Origin of the sequence: Anaeromyxobacter sp. K (genome assembly GCF_000020805.1) — a bacterium.
GTDB classification, from domain to species: domain Bacteria; phylum Myxococcota; class Myxococcia; order Myxococcales; family Anaeromyxobacteraceae; genus Anaeromyxobacter; species Anaeromyxobacter dehalogenans.
In genome coordinates this window covers 1,135,874-1,154,069 of sequence record NC_011145.1, presented here as the reverse complement: position 1 = coordinate 1,154,069, position 18,196 = coordinate 1,135,874, and the positions used below count along the sequence as shown (strand labels likewise).

Here is an 18,196-nt window from a genome sequence, read left to right as displayed (position 1 = left end):
CGGACGGACCGGGGCCCTCCGGCCGCGCGCCACCGCGGGCGTCCGGACGCACCAGGGGTCCATGCCTAGGTTCGCGGGTACGAGGAGGACGACATGGCACGCGTGGAGAAGAGCATCGAGATCGACCGCCCCGTGCGGACGGTCTACGACCAGTGGACGCAGTTCGAGGAGTTCCCGCGCTTCATGGAGGGCGTCGAGGCGGTGCACCAGCTCGACGAGCGGACGCTGCACTGGGTCGCGAAGATCGGCGGGAAGCGCGAGGAGTGGGAGGCCGAGATCGTGCAGCAGATGCCCGACCAGCAGATCGCCTGGCGGCACACCCGCGGCGCGGTGAACCGCGGCGTGGTGACGTTCACGCCCATCGACGACGGGCGCTGCCGCGTGACGCTCGCGCTCGAGTACGACCCGCAGGGCTTCGTGGAGAAGGCGGGCGACGTCCTCGGCGTGGTGTCGCGGCGCGTGGAGGGCGACCTCGAGCGCTTCAAGCACTACATCGAGGAGCGCGGCGTCGAGTCCGGCGGCTGGCGCGGCGAGATCCGCCCCGGCGAGCCGCACCACGATCCCATGCGCTGATCACCAGACGGCGCGGTGGTCCTCCACCACCCCGGGCAGCCCGGCGACGGCCAGCGCGCCGCCGCCGGGCGCGGGGAGCACCCCCTCGAACGTCCCCGCCACCTGCGCGAAGCGCGTCCGCACCACGCCGAGCGCGACGTCCTCGCGGTGGACCGCCTCCGGCCGGAACGCGAGGCGCACGGCGCCGCCGGCGCTCTCCACGCGCCACGGGGCGAGCGGTCGCGCCGGGTCGAACGCGAACGCGACCGCGGGCAGCGCCAGCGGCCCGTCGCCGGCGAGCAGCGCGTTCTCGGCGGCGTCGCCGGGCGGGAGGCCGAAGCCGGCGCACAGGTTGAAGCCGACCGCCGCGCCGTCCGCGGCGAGGCCGGTGCCGAAGGCCCAGCGCCAGTCGGTGCGGCGGGCGAGCAGCCCCGCCGTGAAGTCGGCGCCGCCGGAGCCGCCGTCGAGCGCCAGGCTCCGGCCGCCCAGGCGCACCGCGCCGCGCGCCGCCATCCCGGCCCGCTTCTCGGTGAGCCGCGGCCCGGCGCCGGGCACCGGCGCGATCACGGTGAGCGGACCGGGCCCGCCGGCGGCGTCGAGCGAGAGGTCCAGCGCGAGCCCGGCGCGGCCGGCGCCCTCCACCCGCAGCGCACCGGGCGCGCCGGTGACGCGGAGCTCCAGGCCGCCCCCGCGCCAGGTCGCGCCGCCCCACGGGCGCTCCTCCACCCGCGCGTTCACCCCGGGGAGGCCCGAGCCGCGCCGCTCCGCCAGCATCCGCCCGGCGGCGCGATCCAGCACCCACAGGAAGGCGCCGGCGAACCACCCCGCCTCGACCACCGCCAGCCCGAGCGCGGCCCGTTCACCCGCCGCGAACACGTAGACCCAGCGCTTCGCGCGCGCCAGGTGCGCGACCGAGCCGGCCAGACCGGGCGGCGCGAGCGGCCGCAGCGCCGCGGAGGCGACGGTGCCGTGGTAGGCGCCGAGGCACGGCACGCCTGCGGCGTCGAGGATGGCGGGCGGCGCGGCGGGCAGCGGGCGGGGCGCGAGGTCCACGCCGCGAGCGTACCGCCCGGCGCGGGGCGCCGGCGCGGCCCGGGCGGACGCGCCCCAACGCGTGCGCGCGCCGGGGGGGCGCCAGCCGCTAGGCCGCGGAGCCCTCGTGGATCGCGAGGGCCGGCACCTTGGCGCGGAGCGCCGGCGCGTCGGCCTCGCCGGTCACCCGGACCACGCGATGCGAGGCGGGGTCGGCCAGGACCTTCTTCACCAGCGCCTGGTTCATGGCGTGGCCGCTCTTCACCGCGACCAGCGCGCCCACCACCGGGAGCCCGAACAGCGCCAGGTCGCCGATCGCGTCGAGCACCTTGTGCCGCGCGAACTCGTCCGGGAAGCGCAGCCCCTCGGGGTTCAGGATCGAGAACTCGTCCACCACGATGGCGTTCTCGAGGCTGCCGCCCCTGGCCAGCCCCATCGCCTGCATCTTCTCGATGTCGCGCCGGAAGCAGAACGTGCGCGCGCGGGCCACCTCGCGCTCGAAGGCGCGCTCGCCCAGCTTCACCTGGAACGACTGATCGGTGATGAGCGGGTGGCCGAAGTCGGCGGTGAAGGAGACCGAGAAGCCGTCCGCGGGCTCGAGGCGCGCCAGCTTGTCGCCGTCGCGGATCTCGACGGCCTGGTCGACGACCAGGTAGCGCTTGCCGGCGGGCTGCACCTTCACGCCGGCCTCCTGCACGAGGCAGGTGAACGGCGCGGCGGAGCCGTCCAGGATCGGGATCTCCGGACCGTCCACCTCGACGCGGCAGTTGTCGATGCCCATGCCGTGCAGCGCGGCCATGACGTGCTCGACCGTGGCCACGCGGGCGCTGCCGCGGCCGAGCGAGGTCGACAGCATCGTGTCGACCACGTGCTCGTTGCGCGCGGGGATCTCCACGCCGAGGTCCATGCGGACGAACGTGATGCCGGCGTCGGCCGGGGCGGGCGCGAGCGTCAGGGTCGCGGGCCGGCCGGAGTGGAGGCCCACCCCCGTGCAGGAGACCCGCTTCGCGACCGTTCGCTGATTCCAGGAAGCCATGTCCAAGTCCGTTCTGGGCGCGTCGCCCGGGCGGCCCCCTTCCGAGCAATCGACGTGCCAATCAACCCGATTTCCGGGCACTTCATGGGTCCGCGGCACCACCGCTAACCCCTCGTTCCTACCGAGCCTTTTCGCCCCACCCTCCCGCGGCCGGGTCAGTCCGCTCCTCGAGGGTGTCGGAACCCCGTCCTCCGGGCGACACCGCCACGACACGGATGTCAGAGCGGACGATCGGGTCACCGGGTGGGCGGGCGGCCTTATAGCATTGCCGGCCGAGGCGAGCCCACGTGATCCCGCTCAGCGACGACGTCCCCACCGAACGCACACCGGCGGTCACCCTGCTCTTCATCGCGGCGAACGTGCTCGCGTTCCTGTGGCAGGTGGACGTGCTCGCCCTGCCCGACGCGCTCGCCTCCGGCCGCCTCATGGAGTACGTGGCCGCGCGCCTGGGCGACACCGCGCTCCGCGGCGGGGTGGTGCCGTTCGAGATCCTGACGTTCTCCGACGTCTACCCGCGCGACCTCGTGCCGCCGCCGCTCACCGTCCTCACCGCCATGTTCCTGCACGGGGGGCTGGTCCACGTCGGCTCCAACATGCTGTTCCTGTGGATCTTCGGGAACAACGTGGAGGACGCGCTGGGGCGCGGGCGCTTCGTGCTGTTCTACCTCGCGTGCGGCGTGGTGGCCGCGGTGGTCCAGGTGGTCGCCTCGGCGGCCACCGGCGATCTCGAGGTCCCGATGGTGGGCGCGAGCGGCGCCATCGCCGGCGTGCTGGCCGCCTACATGGTGCTGTTCCCCCGGGCCCGGGTGACCACGCTCGTCATCATCGTGATCTTCATCCGGATCATCCCGGTGCCGGCCGCGTTCTTCATCGGCCTGTGGTTCCTGCTGCAGGTCCTCTCCATCTTCTTCGGCGGCAACACCGGCGTGGCGCTGTTCGCGCACGTGGGCGGGTTCGTGGCGGGGTGGCTGCTGGTGCGGCTCATGGGGCGGCGCCCGACCTGGCGCGCGCGCCGGGTGAGCTGGTAGGCCGCGGGGCCGCGATCAGACCAGCGAGCCCTGCTTGCCGCCGGGGCGGTCGCGCCCGAGGTGCGCGTAGGCGGCGGGCAGCGCCACCCGCCCGCGCGGCGTGCGCGCCAGGTAGCCCTCGCGCACCAGGAACGGCTCGTACACGTCCTCGAGCGTGCCCGACTCCTCGCCCACCGCGGCGGCCACCGCGTCGATGCCCACCGGCCCGCCGCCGAACGTGTCGATGACCGCCGCCAGGATGCGGCGGTCCATCGCGTCCAGGCCGCGGGCGTCCACCTCCAGGCGGCGCAGCGTGCGGTCCACCACCTCGCGGGTGAGCCGCCCGTCCCCCTCCACCTGGGCGAAGTCGCGGGCGCGCTGCAGCAGGCGGATGGCGATGCGCGGGGTGCCGCGGGCGCGGCGCGCCAGCTCCTCGGCGCCGTCCTCGTCCACCGGCAGCCCCAGCTTGCGCGCGGCCCGCACCGCGATCTCCTTCAGCTCGGCCGGGCCGTAGTACTCGAGCCGCTCCTGGATGGGGAAGCGGTCGCGGAGCGGGCTCGCCAGCAGGCCGGTGCGGGTGGTGGCCCCGACCAGCGTGAACCGCTCCAGCTTCATCTCCATGGTCTGGGCGCCGAGGCCGGCGCCGAGCACCACGTCGAAGCGGTAGTCCTCCATGGCCGGGTAGAGCGCCTCCTCCACGGCCGGCGAGAGCCGGTGGATCTCGTCGATGAAGAGGATGTCGCGCGGGGCGAGCGCGGTGAGCAGGCCGGCCAGGTCGCCCTTCTTCACCAGCGCCGGGCCGCTCGTGACGTGCAGGGTGACGCCCAGCTCGCGCGCCAGGATGTGGGCGAGCGAGGTCTTGCCCAGGCCGGGCGGGCCGGAGAGCAGCACGTGGTCGAGCGACTCGCCGCGCTGGCGGGCGGCGGCGGCGTACACCTTCACGTTGTCGACGATCTTCACCTGGCCGACGTAGTCGTCGAAGGTGGCGGGGCGGAGCGACTGCTCCAGGCGCTCCTCGCCCTCGAGCGGCTTCGGGGTCACGTCGCGGAGCGGCTTCACGGTCATGGTCGCCCCCTACCCGCGCAGCCGCTTCAGCGCCTCGCGCAGCAGGTCGTCGAGCGGCCGGCCCTCGGCCGAGTCGCGCAGCGCCTCCGCCACGCCCTCCGCCTGCGGCGGCCGGTAGCCGAGGTTGAGCAGCGCGGTCCGGAGCTGCTCGAGCACGTCCGCCTCCGCGCCGGCGCGGGCGGGCCCGGCGGCGCGCGCCAGCGCGACCAGCTTCTCCTTCAGCTCCAGCACCAGCCGCTCGGCGGTCTTCTTCCCGATGCCCTGGACCTTGGTGAGCCGGGCGACGTCGCCCTGCGCCACCGCCTGCGCCAGCTCGCGCGCCTCGATGCCGGAGAGGATGTTCTGCGCCGCGCGCGGGCCCACCCCCTTCACGTCGATGAGGGCGCGGAACACCGCCTCCTCGTCCTCGGTCGCGAAGCCGTACAGGTCGAGCGCGTCCTCGCGGACGTGGGTGTACACGCGGAGCGCGGCGGGCTCGCCCGGCGGCGGGAGCGAGGCCAGCGAGAGCTGCGAGAGGTGCACGAGGTAGCCGACCCCGCCCACGTCCACGATGGCGTGGTCGTCGCGCTTCTCGGCGATCCGCCCGGCCAGGCGCGCGATCACGGGGTCCCCCGGTGGTCGCGGCGCGAGGGGCGGAGCCGGGCCGCGGCCGCGCGCGCCGCGGCGGCGCGGCCGGCGCCGGCCGCCGGCACCGCGAAGGCGCGCCGGGCCAGGTGGCACACGGCGATGGCGAGCGCGTCGGCCTCGTCGGAGAGGTCGGGCGCCGCGCCGAGGAGCATGCGGGCGGTGCGGAGCATCTGGTCCTTGCCGGCGCGCCCGTTGCCGGTGAAGGCGAGCTTCACCTCGGACGGCGCGTACTCGAAGACGGGGAGCCCGGCGCGCGCGGCGGCGGCGAGCGCGACGCCGCGCGCCTGCCCGAGCACCAGCGCCGAGCGCGGCGAGGCGCCGGAGAAGACCGACTCGACCGACGCCTCCACCGGGCGGGCCCGGGCGATGAGCGCGTCGAGGCCCTCGAGGATGCGCCCCAGGCGCTGGGCCATGGGCAGGTCGCCCGGGACGAGCACCCCGGACTCGACCACCGTCAGCCTGGCCCCCTCCCGCGCGACGACCCCGTAGCCGCAGCGGCGGGAGCCGGGGTCGATGCCGAGCACGATCACGCGGGCACCGTAGCACAGCCTGAACCGGCGTCCAGCGCCGGGCGCGCGGCTCGCGCCGCCGCCCGGCTCAGCTCGCGGCGGGCGGGAACATCGTCGGGTGCTCGGCCAGCACCACCTTGCGCAGCCGCGGCAGCGCGAGGTGGAACGCGACGCTCGCGGCGAGCACGACCACGGCCGAGACGCCGAGCGTCCGCGGCACGCCGGCCCGGTGGGCCACGAACCCGGCCGCGAGCGCGCCGAACGGCGTCACGCCGATGAACAGCATCGAGAACACGCCCATGACCCGCCCGCGCATCTCCGGCGGCGCGAGCCCCTGGAGCAGGGTCATGGTGCCGGCGGTCTGGGTGACGAAGCCGAAGCCGGTGACGAGCAGCGCGACGGCGCTGAGCGCCGGGTGGCGCGACAGCGACAGCCCCAGCACGCCCAGGCCGAGCAGCGACGCGCCGAGCGCCACGATCCGGCCGAGGCCGCGCAGGCTGCGGCGCACCAGCAGCCGGACCGCGCCCGCCAGCGCGCCGATGCCGGCGGCCGCGAGGAGCGCGCCGTACAGCGAGGCGCCGCCGTGCAGGACGTCGGCGGCGAGGGCGGGCAGCAGCGTCTGGTACGGCATGGCGAAGAAGCTCGAGACCGCGAGCAGCGCGAGCAGCGCGCGCACGTGCGCGGTCCGGCCGGCGTACGCGATCCCCTCGAGCAGGTGGGCGCGGTGCCCGAGCGCGGGCGGCGGCTGCGGCGGCGGCCGCATCACCCAGAGCGCGGCGTAGGTCCCGAGGAACGAGAGCGCGTTCAGGCCGAAGCACACGCCCTCGCCGAGCGCCGCCACCAGCACGCCCGCCAGCGCCGGGCCCACCGCGCGCGCGGCGTTCACGATGGACGAGTTGAGCGCGATCGCGTTGGGCATGTCCCTGCCGGCGATGTCGGCGAGCAGCGCCTGGCGGGCGGGGATCTCGAACGCGTAGGTGAGGCCCAGCATGGCGGCGAGCACCATCACGTGCCAGGGCTGCACCGCCCCGGCCAGCGTGAGCGCCGCGAGCAGCACCGACTGCACGATGGCGTTGCTCTGGGTGAGCAGCACCATCCGCCGGCGCGGGTAGCGGTCGGCGAGCGAGCCCGCCCAGACGCTGAACAGGAACACCGGCACCTGGCCGAGGAAGTTGACCAGGCCGAGCATCTGGGACGAGCGGGTGAGCCGCCACACCAGCCACGCCTGGGCGACGGACTGCATCCAGTTGCCGGCCAGCGACACGGTCTGGCCGGCGAAGAACAGCCGCAGGTCGCGCTGGCGGAGCGAGCGGAGGGCGTTCGGCCAGCGCATCGCGGCTCGAGCGCTACAGCTGGATCTGCGCGCCCATCTCCACCACGCGGTTGGGTGGCAGGCCGAAGAACGCGCTCGCGGTCTGCGCGTTGCGGGCCATCACGATGAACAGCCGCTTGCGCCAGGTCGGGATGTTCGACGGGCCGTTCGCGAGCAGCGTCTCGCGCCCGAGGAAGTACGTCGTCTCCATGGGGACGATGGTGATGCGCGGCCCGGCCAGCTCGCGGCGGGGGAGCGAGTCGAGCAGGGCCGGCACGTCCGGCGTCTCCATGAAGCCGTAGTGCGCGATCACCTGGAAGAAGCCGCTGCCCAGCTCGCGCGCGTTCACCCGCTCCGGCTCGTTCACGAACGGGATCTCGTGGGCCAGGATCGAGACCAGGACCACGCGCTCGTGCAGCACCTTGTTGTGCTTCAGGTGGTGGAGCAGCACCGGCGGGACGCCGCCGGGGTTGGAGGTCATGAACACCGCGGTCCCGGCCACGCGCTGGACCTTGCGCCGCGCCACGTCGGCCATGAACAGGTCGAGCGGGAGCCCGGCGTCCTTCAGCATGAGCGCGAGCGCGTCGCGGCCGCGCTTCCAGGTGGACATGAGCGTGAACACCAGCGCCGCCGCCGCGATGGGGAACCAGCCGCCGTCGCGGAACTTGACCACGTTCGCGAGGAAGAACGACGCGTCCACGGTGAGGAACAGGGACGTGAGCGGCCAGGCCTTCCAGCGCGCCCAGCCCCACCGGTCGCGCATCACCCGGTGGAACAGGAGCGTGGTGACGATCATCGTCCCGGTGACGGCGATGCCGTACGCGGAGGCGAGGCGCGAGGAGGTCTGGAACCCGAGCACCAGCGCCAGGCAGGCGGTGCCGAGCATCCAGTTCACCTCGGGCAGGTAGATCTGCCCGATCTCGCGCTGCGAGGTGTGGCGGATGGTGACGCGCGGCGAGTAGCCGAGCTGGATGGCCTGCTGGGTGAGCGAGTACGCGCCGGAGATGAGGGCCTGCGAGGCCACGATGGCCGCGGCGGTGGCGATGGCGATGGTGGGGTAGAGCGCCCACTCCGGCGCGAGCAGGTAGAACGGGTTGCGGGCGGCGCCGGGGTCGTGGAGCAGCAGCGCCCCCTGCCCCAGGTAGTTGAGGAGCAGCGCCGGCATGGCGAGGCCCAGCCAGGCCACGCGGATGGGGCGCTTCCCGAAGTGGCCCATGTCCGCGTAGAGCGCCTCGCCGCCGGTGATGACCAGCACCACGCCGCCCAGCACCAGGAAGCCGTGCCAGCCGTTCCGCGCGAAGAAGGAGAGCCCGTGGGTGGGCAGGAGCGCGCGCAGGATGGTGGGGTCGTGGAGGATGCCGCGCACGCCCAGCACCGCGATGGTCGCGAACCAGACCAGCATGACCGGGCCGAACACCGCGCCGACCTTGGCGGTGCCCTGCTTCTGGAACAGGAACAGGAACACCAGGATCACCACGGTGGCCGGCACCACCGCCCGCTCCATGGCCGGCGCCGCGACGGCGACGCCCTCCACCGCGCCCAGCACCGAGATGGCGGGCGTGATGATGCCGTCGCCGTACAGCAGCGCGGCGCCGAACAGGCCCAGCATGAGCAGCATGCGCCGGCCGAGGCGCGTGGTCTCGGTCTTCCCCACCAGCGCCATGAGCGCGAGGATCCCGCCCTCCCCGCGGTTGTCCGCGCGCATGACGAACGACATGTACTTGAACGTCACCACGAACGTCATCGCCCAGAACACGAGCGACAGGACGCCGAGCACGTTCGCGTCGGTGGGGTGGACCCCGTGCGGCCCGCCGAAGCACTCCTTCAGCGAGTAGAGCGGGCTCGTCCCGATGTCCCCGTAGACGACCCCGAGCGCGCCGACCGCGAGCGCCGCGAGCGCCTTCCCGGTGGGGGGCGGCCGGTGCCCGGGCAGCGAGAAGCCGGCCGTGGGCGACGGGGCGGGCGTGGCGCTGGGGCCGGCCGGAACGGCGGCGGACGAGGGCGCGGCGCCGGTTGACGCGGGGTCGTTGGGTGAGGGGATCTGGGACATCCGGAGGAAAGGAGGGCGCGAAGTAAGCAGATTGGAACCCGGCCGTCGAGCCCCAAACCCGCTCGCAGGGCGAACCCTGCAGATGGAGGCTGGAATTCGACGAGCCCCAGGCTGGCTGACCCGAACAGGGTACCTCAGGGAGCCGCGGCCGTGCGCCCGGAGGCCGGCGCGGCGGGCCTGCCGCGGCGCCCGTGCAGCCCTCCCGCACCTCGGGTATGTTGCGCGCCCCCCATGTCCCCGCCGCCGCACGTCCTTCGCACGGAGCTCCGCGCGCTCCTCCGGCTCGCCCTCCCGCTCTCGCTCGCGCACGGCGGCCAGGCGCTGATGGGCGTGGTGGACGCCGCCATCGTGGGACGCGCGGGCGCGGTGCCGCTCGCCGGCACCGGCCTCGGCGCCTCGCTGTTCTTCGCGGTGGCGGTGCTCGGCATGGGGATCATGCACGGACTCGACCCGCTCATCTCGCAGGCGATCGGCGCCGGCGACGAGCGGCGCGCCCGGCGCATGCTGTGGCAGGCGGCGTGGCTGGCGGCGATCCTCGCCGCCGCGTTCACGGTCCCCATCGCGCTCCTCCCGGCGGTGCTGGTGCCGCTCGGCATCTCGCCCGACGTCGCGGCGCAGGCGGCGCCGTACATCTGGTGGCGCCTCCCCGGGCTGTTCTTCTTCCTCTACTACTTCGGCGCGCGCGCCTACCTGCAGGCGCACGGCCTGGGCCGGCCCATGGTCGTGGCCACGGTGGGCGCGAACCTCCTGAACGTGCCCGCCGACCTGCTGCTCGTGTTCGGCGGCGCGTCGCTGCCGGCGTGGACCGGGCCGCTCCGGCTGGTGCCGGCGCTGGGCGCGGCCGGCGCCGCCATCGCCACCTCCCTGTGCATCGCGCTCCAGGCACTGGTCCTCGTGCGCGCCACGCGCGCCGTCCCGCTCGCGGGTCCGCGGCCGGCGGGGCTGGCGCGGCCGGACCGCGCCGCGCTCGCGACCGCGGTGCGGGTGGGCGGGCCGGTCGGGCTGCACATGTTCGCCGAGGTGGGCTTCTTCTCGCTGGTGAGCTTCCTCGCCGGCCGGCTCGGCGCCGAGGCGCTCGGGGCGCACCAGATCGCGCTGTCGGTGGCGAGCCTCACGTTCACCATGGCGGTGGGCCTCGGCGACGCGGGCAGCGTGCGGGTGGGGCTCGCGGTGGGCGCGCACGATCGCGCCGGCGCCCGCCGCGCCGGCCTGTGCGCGTTCGCGGGCGGCGCGTCGATCATGCTCGTCCCCGCGCTCGCCTTCACCTTCGCGCCCGGCGTCATCGGCCGGCTCATGACCGACGACGCGGGCGTGCTCGCGCTGGCGGTCCCGCTGCTGCGCGTGGCCGCGATCTTCCAGCTCTCCGACGGGCTCCAGGCGGTGGGCGCCGGCGTGCTGCGCGGCGCGGGCGAGACCCGCTTCACGTTCGCCGCGAACCTGGCCGGCCACTGGCTGATCGGCCTGCCCGCGACGCTGCTGCTCGGCTTCACCCTGGGTCACGGGGTGGTCGGGCTGTGGGGCGGCTTCTGCTTCGGCCTCACCGCGGTCGCGATCGCGCTCCTGGGCCGGTTCCTGCGGGTCTCCGCGCGCGGCATCGTGCCGCTCGCCGAGCGCGCCGCCGCGTAGCGGCGCCCCGGCGTCCCGCCCGCCCCGGCCGGCGCGCGTTGCTATCCTGCGGGGCGATGCGGCTCGCGCTGCCCCAGCCCTACGAGGACCTCGGCCACGTCGCCGACGTGGGCGTGCGGGTGCGCGGCGCCACCGCGGAGGAGGCGCTCGCGCGCCTGGCGCTCGCGCTCGGCGCGCTGCTCGCCGGGGGCGGCCCGGCGCCGGTCGAGGGCGCGGAGGAGCGGCTCGCGGTGCGCGGCGGGCCCGGGCTGGCCGGGACCGCGGTGGCGCTGCTGCGCGAGCTGCTCTGGCGCTTCGCGACCGCCCGGCGCATCCCGGCCGCGATCGAGGTCACGGCCTGCACCGAGGCCGCCGCCGAGGCGGTGGTCGGCTGGGCGCGCTGGGACCCGGCGCTGCACGCCGAGGGCGCGGACGTGAAGGCGGTCACCTGGCACGCGGCGCGGCTCGAGCCGGAGGGCGGCGGCTGGGTGGCGCAGGCGGTGCTGGACATCTGACGGATGGGGCGGAGGACGCGATGACGGCGCGCCAGGGCGAGCACGTGCCGCTGCGGCGGATCGAGGGCGACCTGTGGGAGATCCCGCGGCACGGCGGCATGAAGGTGCCCGGACGCGTCTACTCCCCGGGGCCGCCCGCCCCGGACGACCCGGCCCTGCAGCAGGTGGCGAACGTGGCCCACCTGCCGGGGATCCTGCGCTGGTCGCTCGCCATGCCCGACGTCCACTGGGGGTACGGGTTCCCCATCGGCGGCGTGGCGGCGGTGGACGGGGAGCACGGCGCCGTGTCGCCGGGCGGGGTGGGCTACGACATCAACTGCGGCGTGCGCGTGGTCACCACCGGGCTCGACGCGGAGGCGCTCCGGCCGCGGCTCCACGCGCTCGCGGCCCGGATCTACCGCGACGTCCCCACCGGCGTGGGCGCGAGCGCCGCCATCCCGAGGCTGAGCCCGCGGGAGCTCGACGAGGTGCTGGCGGAGGGGGCGCGCTGGGCGGTGGCGCGGGGCTTCCGCGCCGCGGCGGACGACGCCGATCGCTGCGAGGAGGGCGGGCGGCTCGCCGGCGCGGACCCCGCCGCGGTGAGCGCGCGGGCCCGCGAGCGCGGCAGCGACCAGCTCGGCACGCTCGGCAGCGGCAACCACTTCCTCGAGCTGGACCGGGTCGCCCGGATCCACGACGACGCCGCCGCCGAGGCGTTCGGCCTGTTCCCCGGGCAGCTCGTCGTGCAGATCCACTCCGGCTCGCGCGGCCTCGGCTACCAGGTGTGCGACGAGGCGCTCGCGGAGCTCGCGCCGCGGCTGGCGTCCTACGGCCCGGACTACGCCGCCCTGCCCGACCGGCAGCTCGCCTGCGCCCCCGTCGGCAGCCCGGAGGGGCGCCGCTACCTCGCGGCCATGCAGGCGGCGGCGAACTTCGCCTGGGCGAACCGCCAGGTGATGACCGGGCTGGCGGTGCGGGCGCTGCTCGAGACGCTCGGCGTCTCCGACCGCGAGCTGGGCGCGCGGCTCCTGTACGACGTCTGCCACAACGTGGCCAAGCTCGAGGACCACCTGGTGGACGGCGGCGTGCGGCGGGTGCTCGTCCACCGCAAGGGCGCCACCCGCGCGTTCGGCCCCGGCGATCCCCGCGTCCCGGCGCCGTACCGCGACGTCGGCCAGCCGGTGCTCATCCCCGGGGACATGGGCCGGTACTCCTACGTCCTCGCCGGGACCGAGAAGGCCATGCGCGACACGTTCGGCAGCTCGTGCCACGGCGCGGGGCGCCTCCTCTCGCGCGGCGAGGCGCTGCGACGCGCCCGGGGGCGCTCCATCGCGCGGGAGCTGGCCGATCGCGGCATCGAGGTCCTCGCGCGGGGGCGCAAGACCCTCGGCGAGGAGATGAGCGAGGCGTACAAGGACGTGGCCCGGGTGGTGGCCGTGATGGACGGGGCGGGCATCTCCCGGCTGGTGGCGCGGCTCGACCCGCTCGCGGTGGTCAAGGGCTGAGGACCGTCGGGCGGACCCGCTTCGCCGGGCCGCCGCGCGTGCCTAGCTTACGGAGCATGGGCGACGCGGGCGATCCGCCCCGGCAACCACGTCCGAGGCTCGAGCTGCTGCGGGGCGGGCGCGCCGGCGCGGAGCCGGACGGCCCGCCGCGGCTGTCCCGCGAGGCGCTGCGGGTCATCCCGGGCGGCCCGGCGGGCGACCTCCAGGCGGCCATCGAGGAGACCGTCCAGGCCGCGCGCCAGATGCGCCGCGAGATCGAGGAGCGCATCGCGCGGGCCCTGGACGAGCTGTTCTGAGGGTGCGCAGCCCCCGAGCGGCGCCTTTCGCCGAGCGTGCTCCCCGCGTAGACCCCTCCGCCGGAGGGACGCCCGAATGCACCGGAGCCGGTTGGTCGGCATCGTCATCGACTGCCAGGACGGGGACGTGGACCGCGCGGCGGCGTTCTGGAGCGCCGCCCTGGGACGGCCGCTCCGGCCGCCCGACCCCGGCAGCCCGAGCTACCGCGAGCTGGAGGACGCCGCCGGCGAGCCCGTCGTGCTCGTCCAGCGCGTGGATCACCCGAGCCGCGTCCACCTCGACATCGAATCGGACGACCTCGAGGCCGAGGTGCGGCGGCTCGAGGCGCTCGGCGCGAAGCGCGTCGGGTTCGTGCAGCGCTGGTGGGTGATGGAGGCGCCGACCGGCCAGCGCTTCTGCGTGGTCAACCCGCAGCGCGGGCCGATCGCCGGCAAGGGCCGGGCCTGGCCCTGACGGCGGAGCGCGCCCGCGCGCGTGAATCGCACGCCCGCGCCGGTTAAGCCCCGGGCATGCTCGAGCCCCTCCCCGGCGCCGCCCCGTTCCCCGACGACCTCGCGCGCCGGCTCGCCGACGCCGTCCGCGCCGGCGCCGCGGCCGGCCACGGCGGCGCCGCGCCGCGCTTCACCAACCGGCTGGCGCTGGAGCGGAGCCCGTACCTGCTCCAGCACGCGCACAACCCGGTGAGCTGGTGGGCCTGGGGCGACGAGGCGTTCGAGGAGGCGCGGCGGACCGGCCGCCCGGTGTTCCTGTCGGTCGGCTACTCCACCTGCCACTGGTGCCACGTGATGGAGCGCGAGTCCTTCGAGGACGAGGAGATCGCGCGCGTCCTGAACGAGCGCTACGTCGCCATCAAGGTCGACCGCGAGGAGCGGCCGGACGTGGACGCGATCTACATGACCGCGGTCCAGCTCCTCACCGGCTCCGGCGGCTGGCCGATGAGCGTGTGGCTCACGCCGGACCGCGAGCCGTTCTTCGGCGGCACCTACTTCCCGCCCCGCGACGGCGTCCGCGGGCCGGCGCGCGGCTTCCTGTCGATCCTCCACGAGATCGCCGGCCTGTGGGAGCGCGACCCGGACCGGATCCGCTCGGCCACCGGCGCGCTCGTGGAGGCGGTGCGCACCGCGCTGGCGCCGGCCGGGCCCGCCGCGGCCGAGGTGCCCGGGCCGGAGCCGATCGAGCACGCGGTGGCGCTCCTCGAGCGGAGCTTCGACGAGCGGCACGGAGGCCTGCGGCGCGCGCCCAAGTTCCCCTCCAACGTCCCGGTCCGGCTGCTGCTCCGGCACCACCGCCGCACCGGCGAGGAGCGCTCGCTCCGCATGGCCACCGTCACGCTGGAGCGGATGGCGGCGGGCGGCCTGCACGACCAGGTGGGCGGCGGGTTCCACCGCTACTCGACCGACGCCGAGTGGCTGGTGCCGCACTTCGAGAAGATGCTCTACGACAACGCGCTGCTGGCGCTCGCGTACGCCGAGGCCTGGCAGCTCACCGGCCGGCGCGACTTCGCGCGCGTGACCCGGCAGACGCTCGACTACCTCCTGCGCGAGCTGACGTCGCCGGAGGGTGGCCTCTACTCCGCCACCGACGCCGACTCGGAGGGCGAGGAGGGGCGGTTCTTCACCTGGACCGAGGCCGAGCTCCGCGAGGCGCTGGGCGACCGGGCGGAGGCGTTCCTCCGGTTCCACGGGGTGCGCCCGGAGGGGAACTTCGAGGGGCGGAGCGTGCTGCACGTCCCCGCGCCGGACGAGGACGCGTGGGAGGCGCTCGCCCCGGATCGCGCCGCGCTGTACGCGCTCCGCGAGCGGCGGCCCCGGCCGCTCCGGGACGAGAAGATCCTGGCCGGCTGGAACGGGCTGGCCATCTCGGCGCTCGCGTTCGGCGGGCGGGCGCTGGCCGAGCCGCGCTGGGTGGACGCGGCGGCGCGCGCCGCCGACTTCGTGCTGACGCGCCTGGTGAAGGACGGGCGGCTGCAGCGGAGCTGGCTGGCCGGCCGCGCCGGCGTGCCGGCCTACCTCGAGGATCACGCGTTCCTGGTGCAGGGGCTGCTCGACCTGCACGAGGCGACGTTCGACCCGCGCTGGCTCGCGGCGGCGGCGGAGCTGGCCGGGGCCCAGGACCGGCTGTTCGGAGATCCCGAGGGCGGCGGCTGGTTCCAGTCCGCCACCGACCACGAGCGCCTGCTCGCGCGGGAGAAGCCGACGCACGACGGCGCCGAGCCGTCCGGCGCGTCGGTGGCGGCGCTGAACGCGCTGCGGCTCGAGGCGTTCACGTCCGACCCGCGCTGGCGCCGCGCCGCCGACGGCGCGCTGCGGCACCACGCGCGCACGCTGGCCGAGCAGCCGCTGGCCATGTCCGAGCTCCTGCTCGCGCTCGACTGCGCGAGCGACGCGGTGCGCGAGGTGGTGCTGGTCTGGCCGGAGGGCGGCGACCCCGGGCCGTTCGTGGACGTGCTGCGGCGGACGTTCCTGCCCAGCCGCGCCCTGACCGGCGCGCCCGAGGGCGAGGCGCTCGCCCGGCTCGGCGCGGTGGCGGCCATCGCCGCCGGCAAGGCGGCCGCCGGCGGCCGCGCCACCGCGTACGTGTGCGAGCGCGGCGCCTGCCGGCTGCCCGCGATCGCGCCCGAGAAGCTGGCCGCGCAGGTCGCGCCGGTGCGGCCCTACCACCCCTGAGATCCCCGCGCCCATCCGTTAAAACGGAACCGCTGGACAGTCGTCCGCGAAAGCGTACAGTCCGCGGCCATGAACCCCGGCACCCCGTCCCACCCCGCCCCGCCCGCCCCCTCGGGCCCGCTCCGCCACTTCGCCTCCGACAACTACGGCGGCATCTGCCCCGAGGCGTTCGCGGCCATGGCCGAGGCGAACGTGGGCCACTCGCCGGGCTACGGCGACGACCGCTGGACGCAGGAGGCGGCCGACCTGCTGCGCGAGACGTTCGAGACCGACTGCGAGGTGTTCTTCGCGTTCAACGGCACCGCCGCGAACTCGCTCGCGCTGGCCGCGCTCTGCCAGTCGTACCACTCGATCCTCTGCCACGAGACGGCGCACGTCGAGACCGACGAGTGCGGCGCGCCGGAGTTCTTCTCCAACGGCACCAAGGTCCTCACCCTGCCCGGCCCGAACGGCAAGCTCCGGCCCGACGGCATCGACCACATGGTCCGGCGCCGCACCGACATCCACTACCCGAAGCCGCGCGCGGTCTCGGTGACGCTGCCGACCGAGCTGGGCACGCTCTACACGGTGGACGAGCTCGGCGCGATCGGCGAGCGCGCCCGGGCGAACGGGCTGCGCTTCCACATGGACGGCTCGCGGTTCGGCAACGCGGTGGCGGCGCTGGGCGTCGCCCCCAAGGACCTCACCTGGAAGGTGGGCGTGGACGTGCTCTGCTTCGGCGGCACCAAGGCCGGCATGGCGGTGGGCGAGGCGATCGTGTTCTTCGACCGCGCGCTGGCGGCCGACTTCGACTACCGCTGCAAGCAGGCCGGGCAGCTCGCGAGCAAGATGCGCTTCCTGGCGGCGCCGTGGGTGGGCATGCTCCGGGGCGGTGCCTGGCTGCGCCACGCCCGGCACACCAACGCGATGGCCGCGCTGCTGGAGCGCGCGCTCCGCGCCGTCCCCGGGGTGGAGATCCTCCAGCCGGTGCAGGCGAACTCGGTGTTCGCGACGCTGCCGGGCGACGCCGCCGCGCGGCTGCGCGCGAAGGGCTGGCGCTTCTACGACTTCATCGGCTCCGGCGGCGTCCGGCTCATGTGCGCCTGGGACGTGACGCCCGCCGACGTGGAGGCGTTCGCCGCCGACCTCCGGCTGGCGGTGGCCGGCCCGCGCTAGCGCCAGGGCGCGCACCCGGCCCTCCCGTAACGCGATCCCCGCGGCCGCATCCACTATGGGGTTCGCAGCGGCGCCCGGCGGCGCCGCGCCGCGGAGGACGCGATGGCCGGCTTCGACTACGTGGTGGTGGGCGGCGGGATGGCGGGGCACGCCGCGGCCCAGGGGATCCGGCTGGTGGACGGCGCCGGCTCCATCGCCATCCTGGGCGACGAGCCGGAGCGGCCCTACGCCCGGCCCCCGCTCTCCAAGGCGCTCTGGCGCGGGCAGGAGGAGGGCTCGATCTGGCTGCCCGAGGTGGACGGGACCACGCTCCGCGCCGGCGTGCGCGTGAGCGCGATCGACCGCGCCGGGCACCGGGTCGAGCTCGAGGGCGGCGAGGCGATCGAGTACCGCAAGCTGCTGCTCGCGACCGGGGGGACGCCGCGGCGGCTGCCCGGGGCCGCGGAAGGGGTGATCCACTTCCGCACCGTGGCGGACTTCCGCCGGCTGCGCGCGCTCCCGGCCGGTCGGCGCGTGGTGGTGATCGGCGGCGGCTTCATCGGCTCGGAGGTGTCCTCGGCGCTCTCCGACGCCGGCTACCGGGTGACGCTCGTGTTCCCGGAGGAGACCATCGGCGCGCGGACGTTCCCGCGCGACCTGGGCCTGCACCTGAACGGCTACTACGGCGAGCACGGGGTGGAGGTGCTGCCGGCCACGCGGGTCTCCGGCGTGGAGCGGCGCGGGGACGGCTTCGCCGTGCGCACCGGCGGCGGCGAGCTCCCGGCGGACCTGGTGGTGGCGGGGCTCGGGATCGCGCCGAACGACGCGCTGGCGCGCGGCGCCGGGCTGGACGTGGACGACGGCATCGTGGTGGACGCGTCGCTCCGCACCCGCGATCCGGACGTGTTCGCCGCGGGCGACGTGGCGCGCTTCTGGAACCCCGCGCTGGGCCGGCTGATCCGCGTGGAGCACGAGGACAACGCGAACAAGATGGGCGAGACGGCGGGGCGCGCCATGGCCGGCGCGGACGTCGTCTACGGCCACCTGCCGTTCTTCTACTCCGACCTGTTCGACCTCGGGTACGAGGCGGTCGGCGTGGTGGACGCGCGGCTCGAGACCGTCGCCGACTGGCAGGAGCCGTTCCGCCGGGGCGTGATCTACTACCTCGCCGACGGGCGCGTCCGGGGCGTGGTGACCTGGGGCGCGTTCGGCAAGCTGGACGCCGCCCGCGCGCTGGTGGCCGAGCAGGGGCCGCACCGGGCGGCCGACCTGCGCGGCCGGATCCCGGCGTAGCGGCGCCGTCGC

At 75.7% G+C, this 18,196-nt stretch carries 17 protein-coding genes; 10 read left to right on the top strand and 7 right to left on the bottom strand.

Annotation, left to right across the window (positions count from 1 at the left end; translation table 11 throughout):
* Positions 1 to 93: 93 nt before the first annotated feature.
* The gene (locus ANAEK_RS05080) at positions 94 to 573 is read left to right on the top strand and encodes an SRPBCC family protein (RefSeq protein WP_012525080.1); all 480 of its coding nucleotides are present in this window, start codon (positions 94 to 96) and stop codon (positions 571 to 573) included.
* Here the strand turns inward: ANAEK_RS05080 and ANAEK_RS05075 are convergent, their stop codons facing one another.
* Both ANAEK_RS05075 and lpxC read right to left on the bottom strand, forming a co-directional pair.
* Positions 574 to 1,605, bottom strand: coding sequence for a DUF2804 domain-containing protein (locus ANAEK_RS05075; protein ID WP_012525079.1), 1,032 nt, complete (start codon positions 1,603 to 1,605; stop codon positions 574 to 576).
* 88 nt (positions 1,606 to 1,693) lie between these two features.
* Positions 1,694 to 2,620, bottom strand: coding sequence for a UDP-3-O-acyl-N-acetylglucosamine deacetylase (lpxC, locus tag ANAEK_RS05070; RefSeq protein ID WP_012525078.1), 927 nt, complete (start codon positions 2,618 to 2,620; stop codon positions 1,694 to 1,696).
* Positions 2,621 to 2,907: 287 nt separating this feature from the next.
* On the opposite strand from lpxC, the gene ANAEK_RS05065 reads away from it, so the two are divergent.
* Positions 2,908 to 3,648: a rhomboid family intramembrane serine protease gene (locus tag ANAEK_RS05065; protein WP_012525077.1), complete on the top strand. Its 741-nt coding sequence runs from the start codon at positions 2,908 to 2,910 to the stop codon at positions 3,646 to 3,648.
* 15 nt (positions 3,649 to 3,663) lie between these two features.
* Here the strand turns inward: ANAEK_RS05065 and ruvB are convergent, their stop codons facing one another.
* The 5 genes from ruvB to ANAEK_RS05040 form a co-directional block, all read right to left on the bottom strand.
* The gene (gene ruvB, locus ANAEK_RS05060) at positions 3,664 to 4,692 is read right to left on the bottom strand and encodes a Holliday junction branch migration DNA helicase RuvB (protein WP_012525076.1); all 1,029 of its coding nucleotides are present in this window, start codon (positions 4,690 to 4,692) and stop codon (positions 3,664 to 3,666) included.
* A gap of 9 nt (positions 4,693 to 4,701) precedes the next feature.
* A complete protein-coding gene (ruvA, locus tag ANAEK_RS05055) occupies positions 4,702 to 5,295 on the bottom strand; it encodes a Holliday junction branch migration protein RuvA (RefSeq protein ID WP_012525075.1) in 594 nt (197 codons plus the stop codon).
* Positions 5,292 to 5,849 carry a crossover junction endodeoxyribonuclease RuvC gene (ruvC, locus tag ANAEK_RS05050; protein ID WP_012525074.1) on the bottom strand — a complete coding sequence of 186 codons (558 nt, stop codon included), beginning with the start codon at positions 5,847 to 5,849 and terminating at the stop codon, positions 5,292 to 5,294. Before ruvC ends, ruvA begins: the two co-directional genes overlap by 4 nt.
* A gap of 67 nt (positions 5,850 to 5,916) precedes the next feature.
* Positions 5,917 to 7,161, bottom strand: coding sequence for an MFS transporter (locus tag ANAEK_RS05045; protein ID WP_012525073.1), 1,245 nt, complete (start codon positions 7,159 to 7,161; stop codon positions 5,917 to 5,919).
* 13 nt (positions 7,162 to 7,174) lie between these two features.
* The gene (locus ANAEK_RS05040; RefSeq protein ID WP_012525072.1) at positions 7,175 to 9,190 is read right to left on the bottom strand and encodes a potassium transporter Kup; all 2,016 of its coding nucleotides are present in this window, start codon (positions 9,188 to 9,190) and stop codon (positions 7,175 to 7,177) included.
* A gap of 231 nt (positions 9,191 to 9,421) precedes the next feature.
* Here ANAEK_RS05040 and ANAEK_RS05035 point away from each other — a divergent pair, with 231 nt between their 5' ends.
* The 8 genes from ANAEK_RS05035 to ANAEK_RS05000 all read left to right on the top strand — a co-directional run bounded on the left by ANAEK_RS05035 (position 9,422) and on the right by ANAEK_RS05000 (position 18,184).
* Complete coding sequence (locus ANAEK_RS05035) at positions 9,422 to 10,816, top strand: MATE family efflux transporter (protein ID WP_012525071.1); 1,395 nt, start codon at positions 9,422 to 9,424, stop codon at positions 10,814 to 10,816.
* 56 nt (positions 10,817 to 10,872) lie between these two features.
* The gene (locus tag ANAEK_RS05030; protein WP_012525070.1) at positions 10,873 to 11,310 is read left to right on the top strand and encodes an archease; all 438 of its coding nucleotides are present in this window, start codon (positions 10,873 to 10,875) and stop codon (positions 11,308 to 11,310) included.
* Positions 11,311 to 11,330: 20 nt separating this feature from the next.
* Positions 11,331 to 12,794 carry an RtcB family protein gene (locus ANAEK_RS05025; protein WP_012525069.1) on the top strand — a complete coding sequence of 488 codons (1,464 nt, stop codon included), beginning with the start codon at positions 11,331 to 11,333 and terminating at the stop codon, positions 12,792 to 12,794.
* A gap of 56 nt (positions 12,795 to 12,850) precedes the next feature.
* Positions 12,851 to 13,090, top strand: coding sequence for a hypothetical protein (locus tag ANAEK_RS05020; RefSeq protein WP_012525068.1), 240 nt, complete (start codon positions 12,851 to 12,853; stop codon positions 13,088 to 13,090).
* A gap of 76 nt (positions 13,091 to 13,166) precedes the next feature.
* A complete protein-coding gene (locus ANAEK_RS05015) occupies positions 13,167 to 13,544 on the top strand; it encodes a VOC family protein (protein ID WP_012525067.1) in 378 nt (125 codons plus the stop codon).
* A gap of 56 nt (positions 13,545 to 13,600) precedes the next feature.
* Positions 13,601 to 15,757 carry a thioredoxin domain-containing protein gene (locus ANAEK_RS05010; RefSeq protein WP_012525066.1) on the top strand — a complete coding sequence of 719 codons (2,157 nt, stop codon included), beginning with the start codon at positions 13,601 to 13,603 and terminating at the stop codon, positions 15,755 to 15,757.
* A gap of 69 nt (positions 15,758 to 15,826) precedes the next feature.
* Complete coding sequence (locus ANAEK_RS05005) at positions 15,827 to 16,912, top strand: low specificity L-threonine aldolase (RefSeq protein ID WP_012525065.1); 1,086 nt, start codon at positions 15,827 to 15,829, stop codon at positions 16,910 to 16,912.
* A 102-nt stretch (positions 16,913 to 17,014) separates the two neighbouring features.
* Positions 17,015 to 18,184, top strand: coding sequence for an NAD(P)/FAD-dependent oxidoreductase (locus ANAEK_RS05000; RefSeq protein ID WP_012525064.1), 1,170 nt, complete (start codon positions 17,015 to 17,017; stop codon positions 18,182 to 18,184).
* The last annotated feature ends 12 nt before the right edge of the window (positions 18,185 to 18,196 follow it).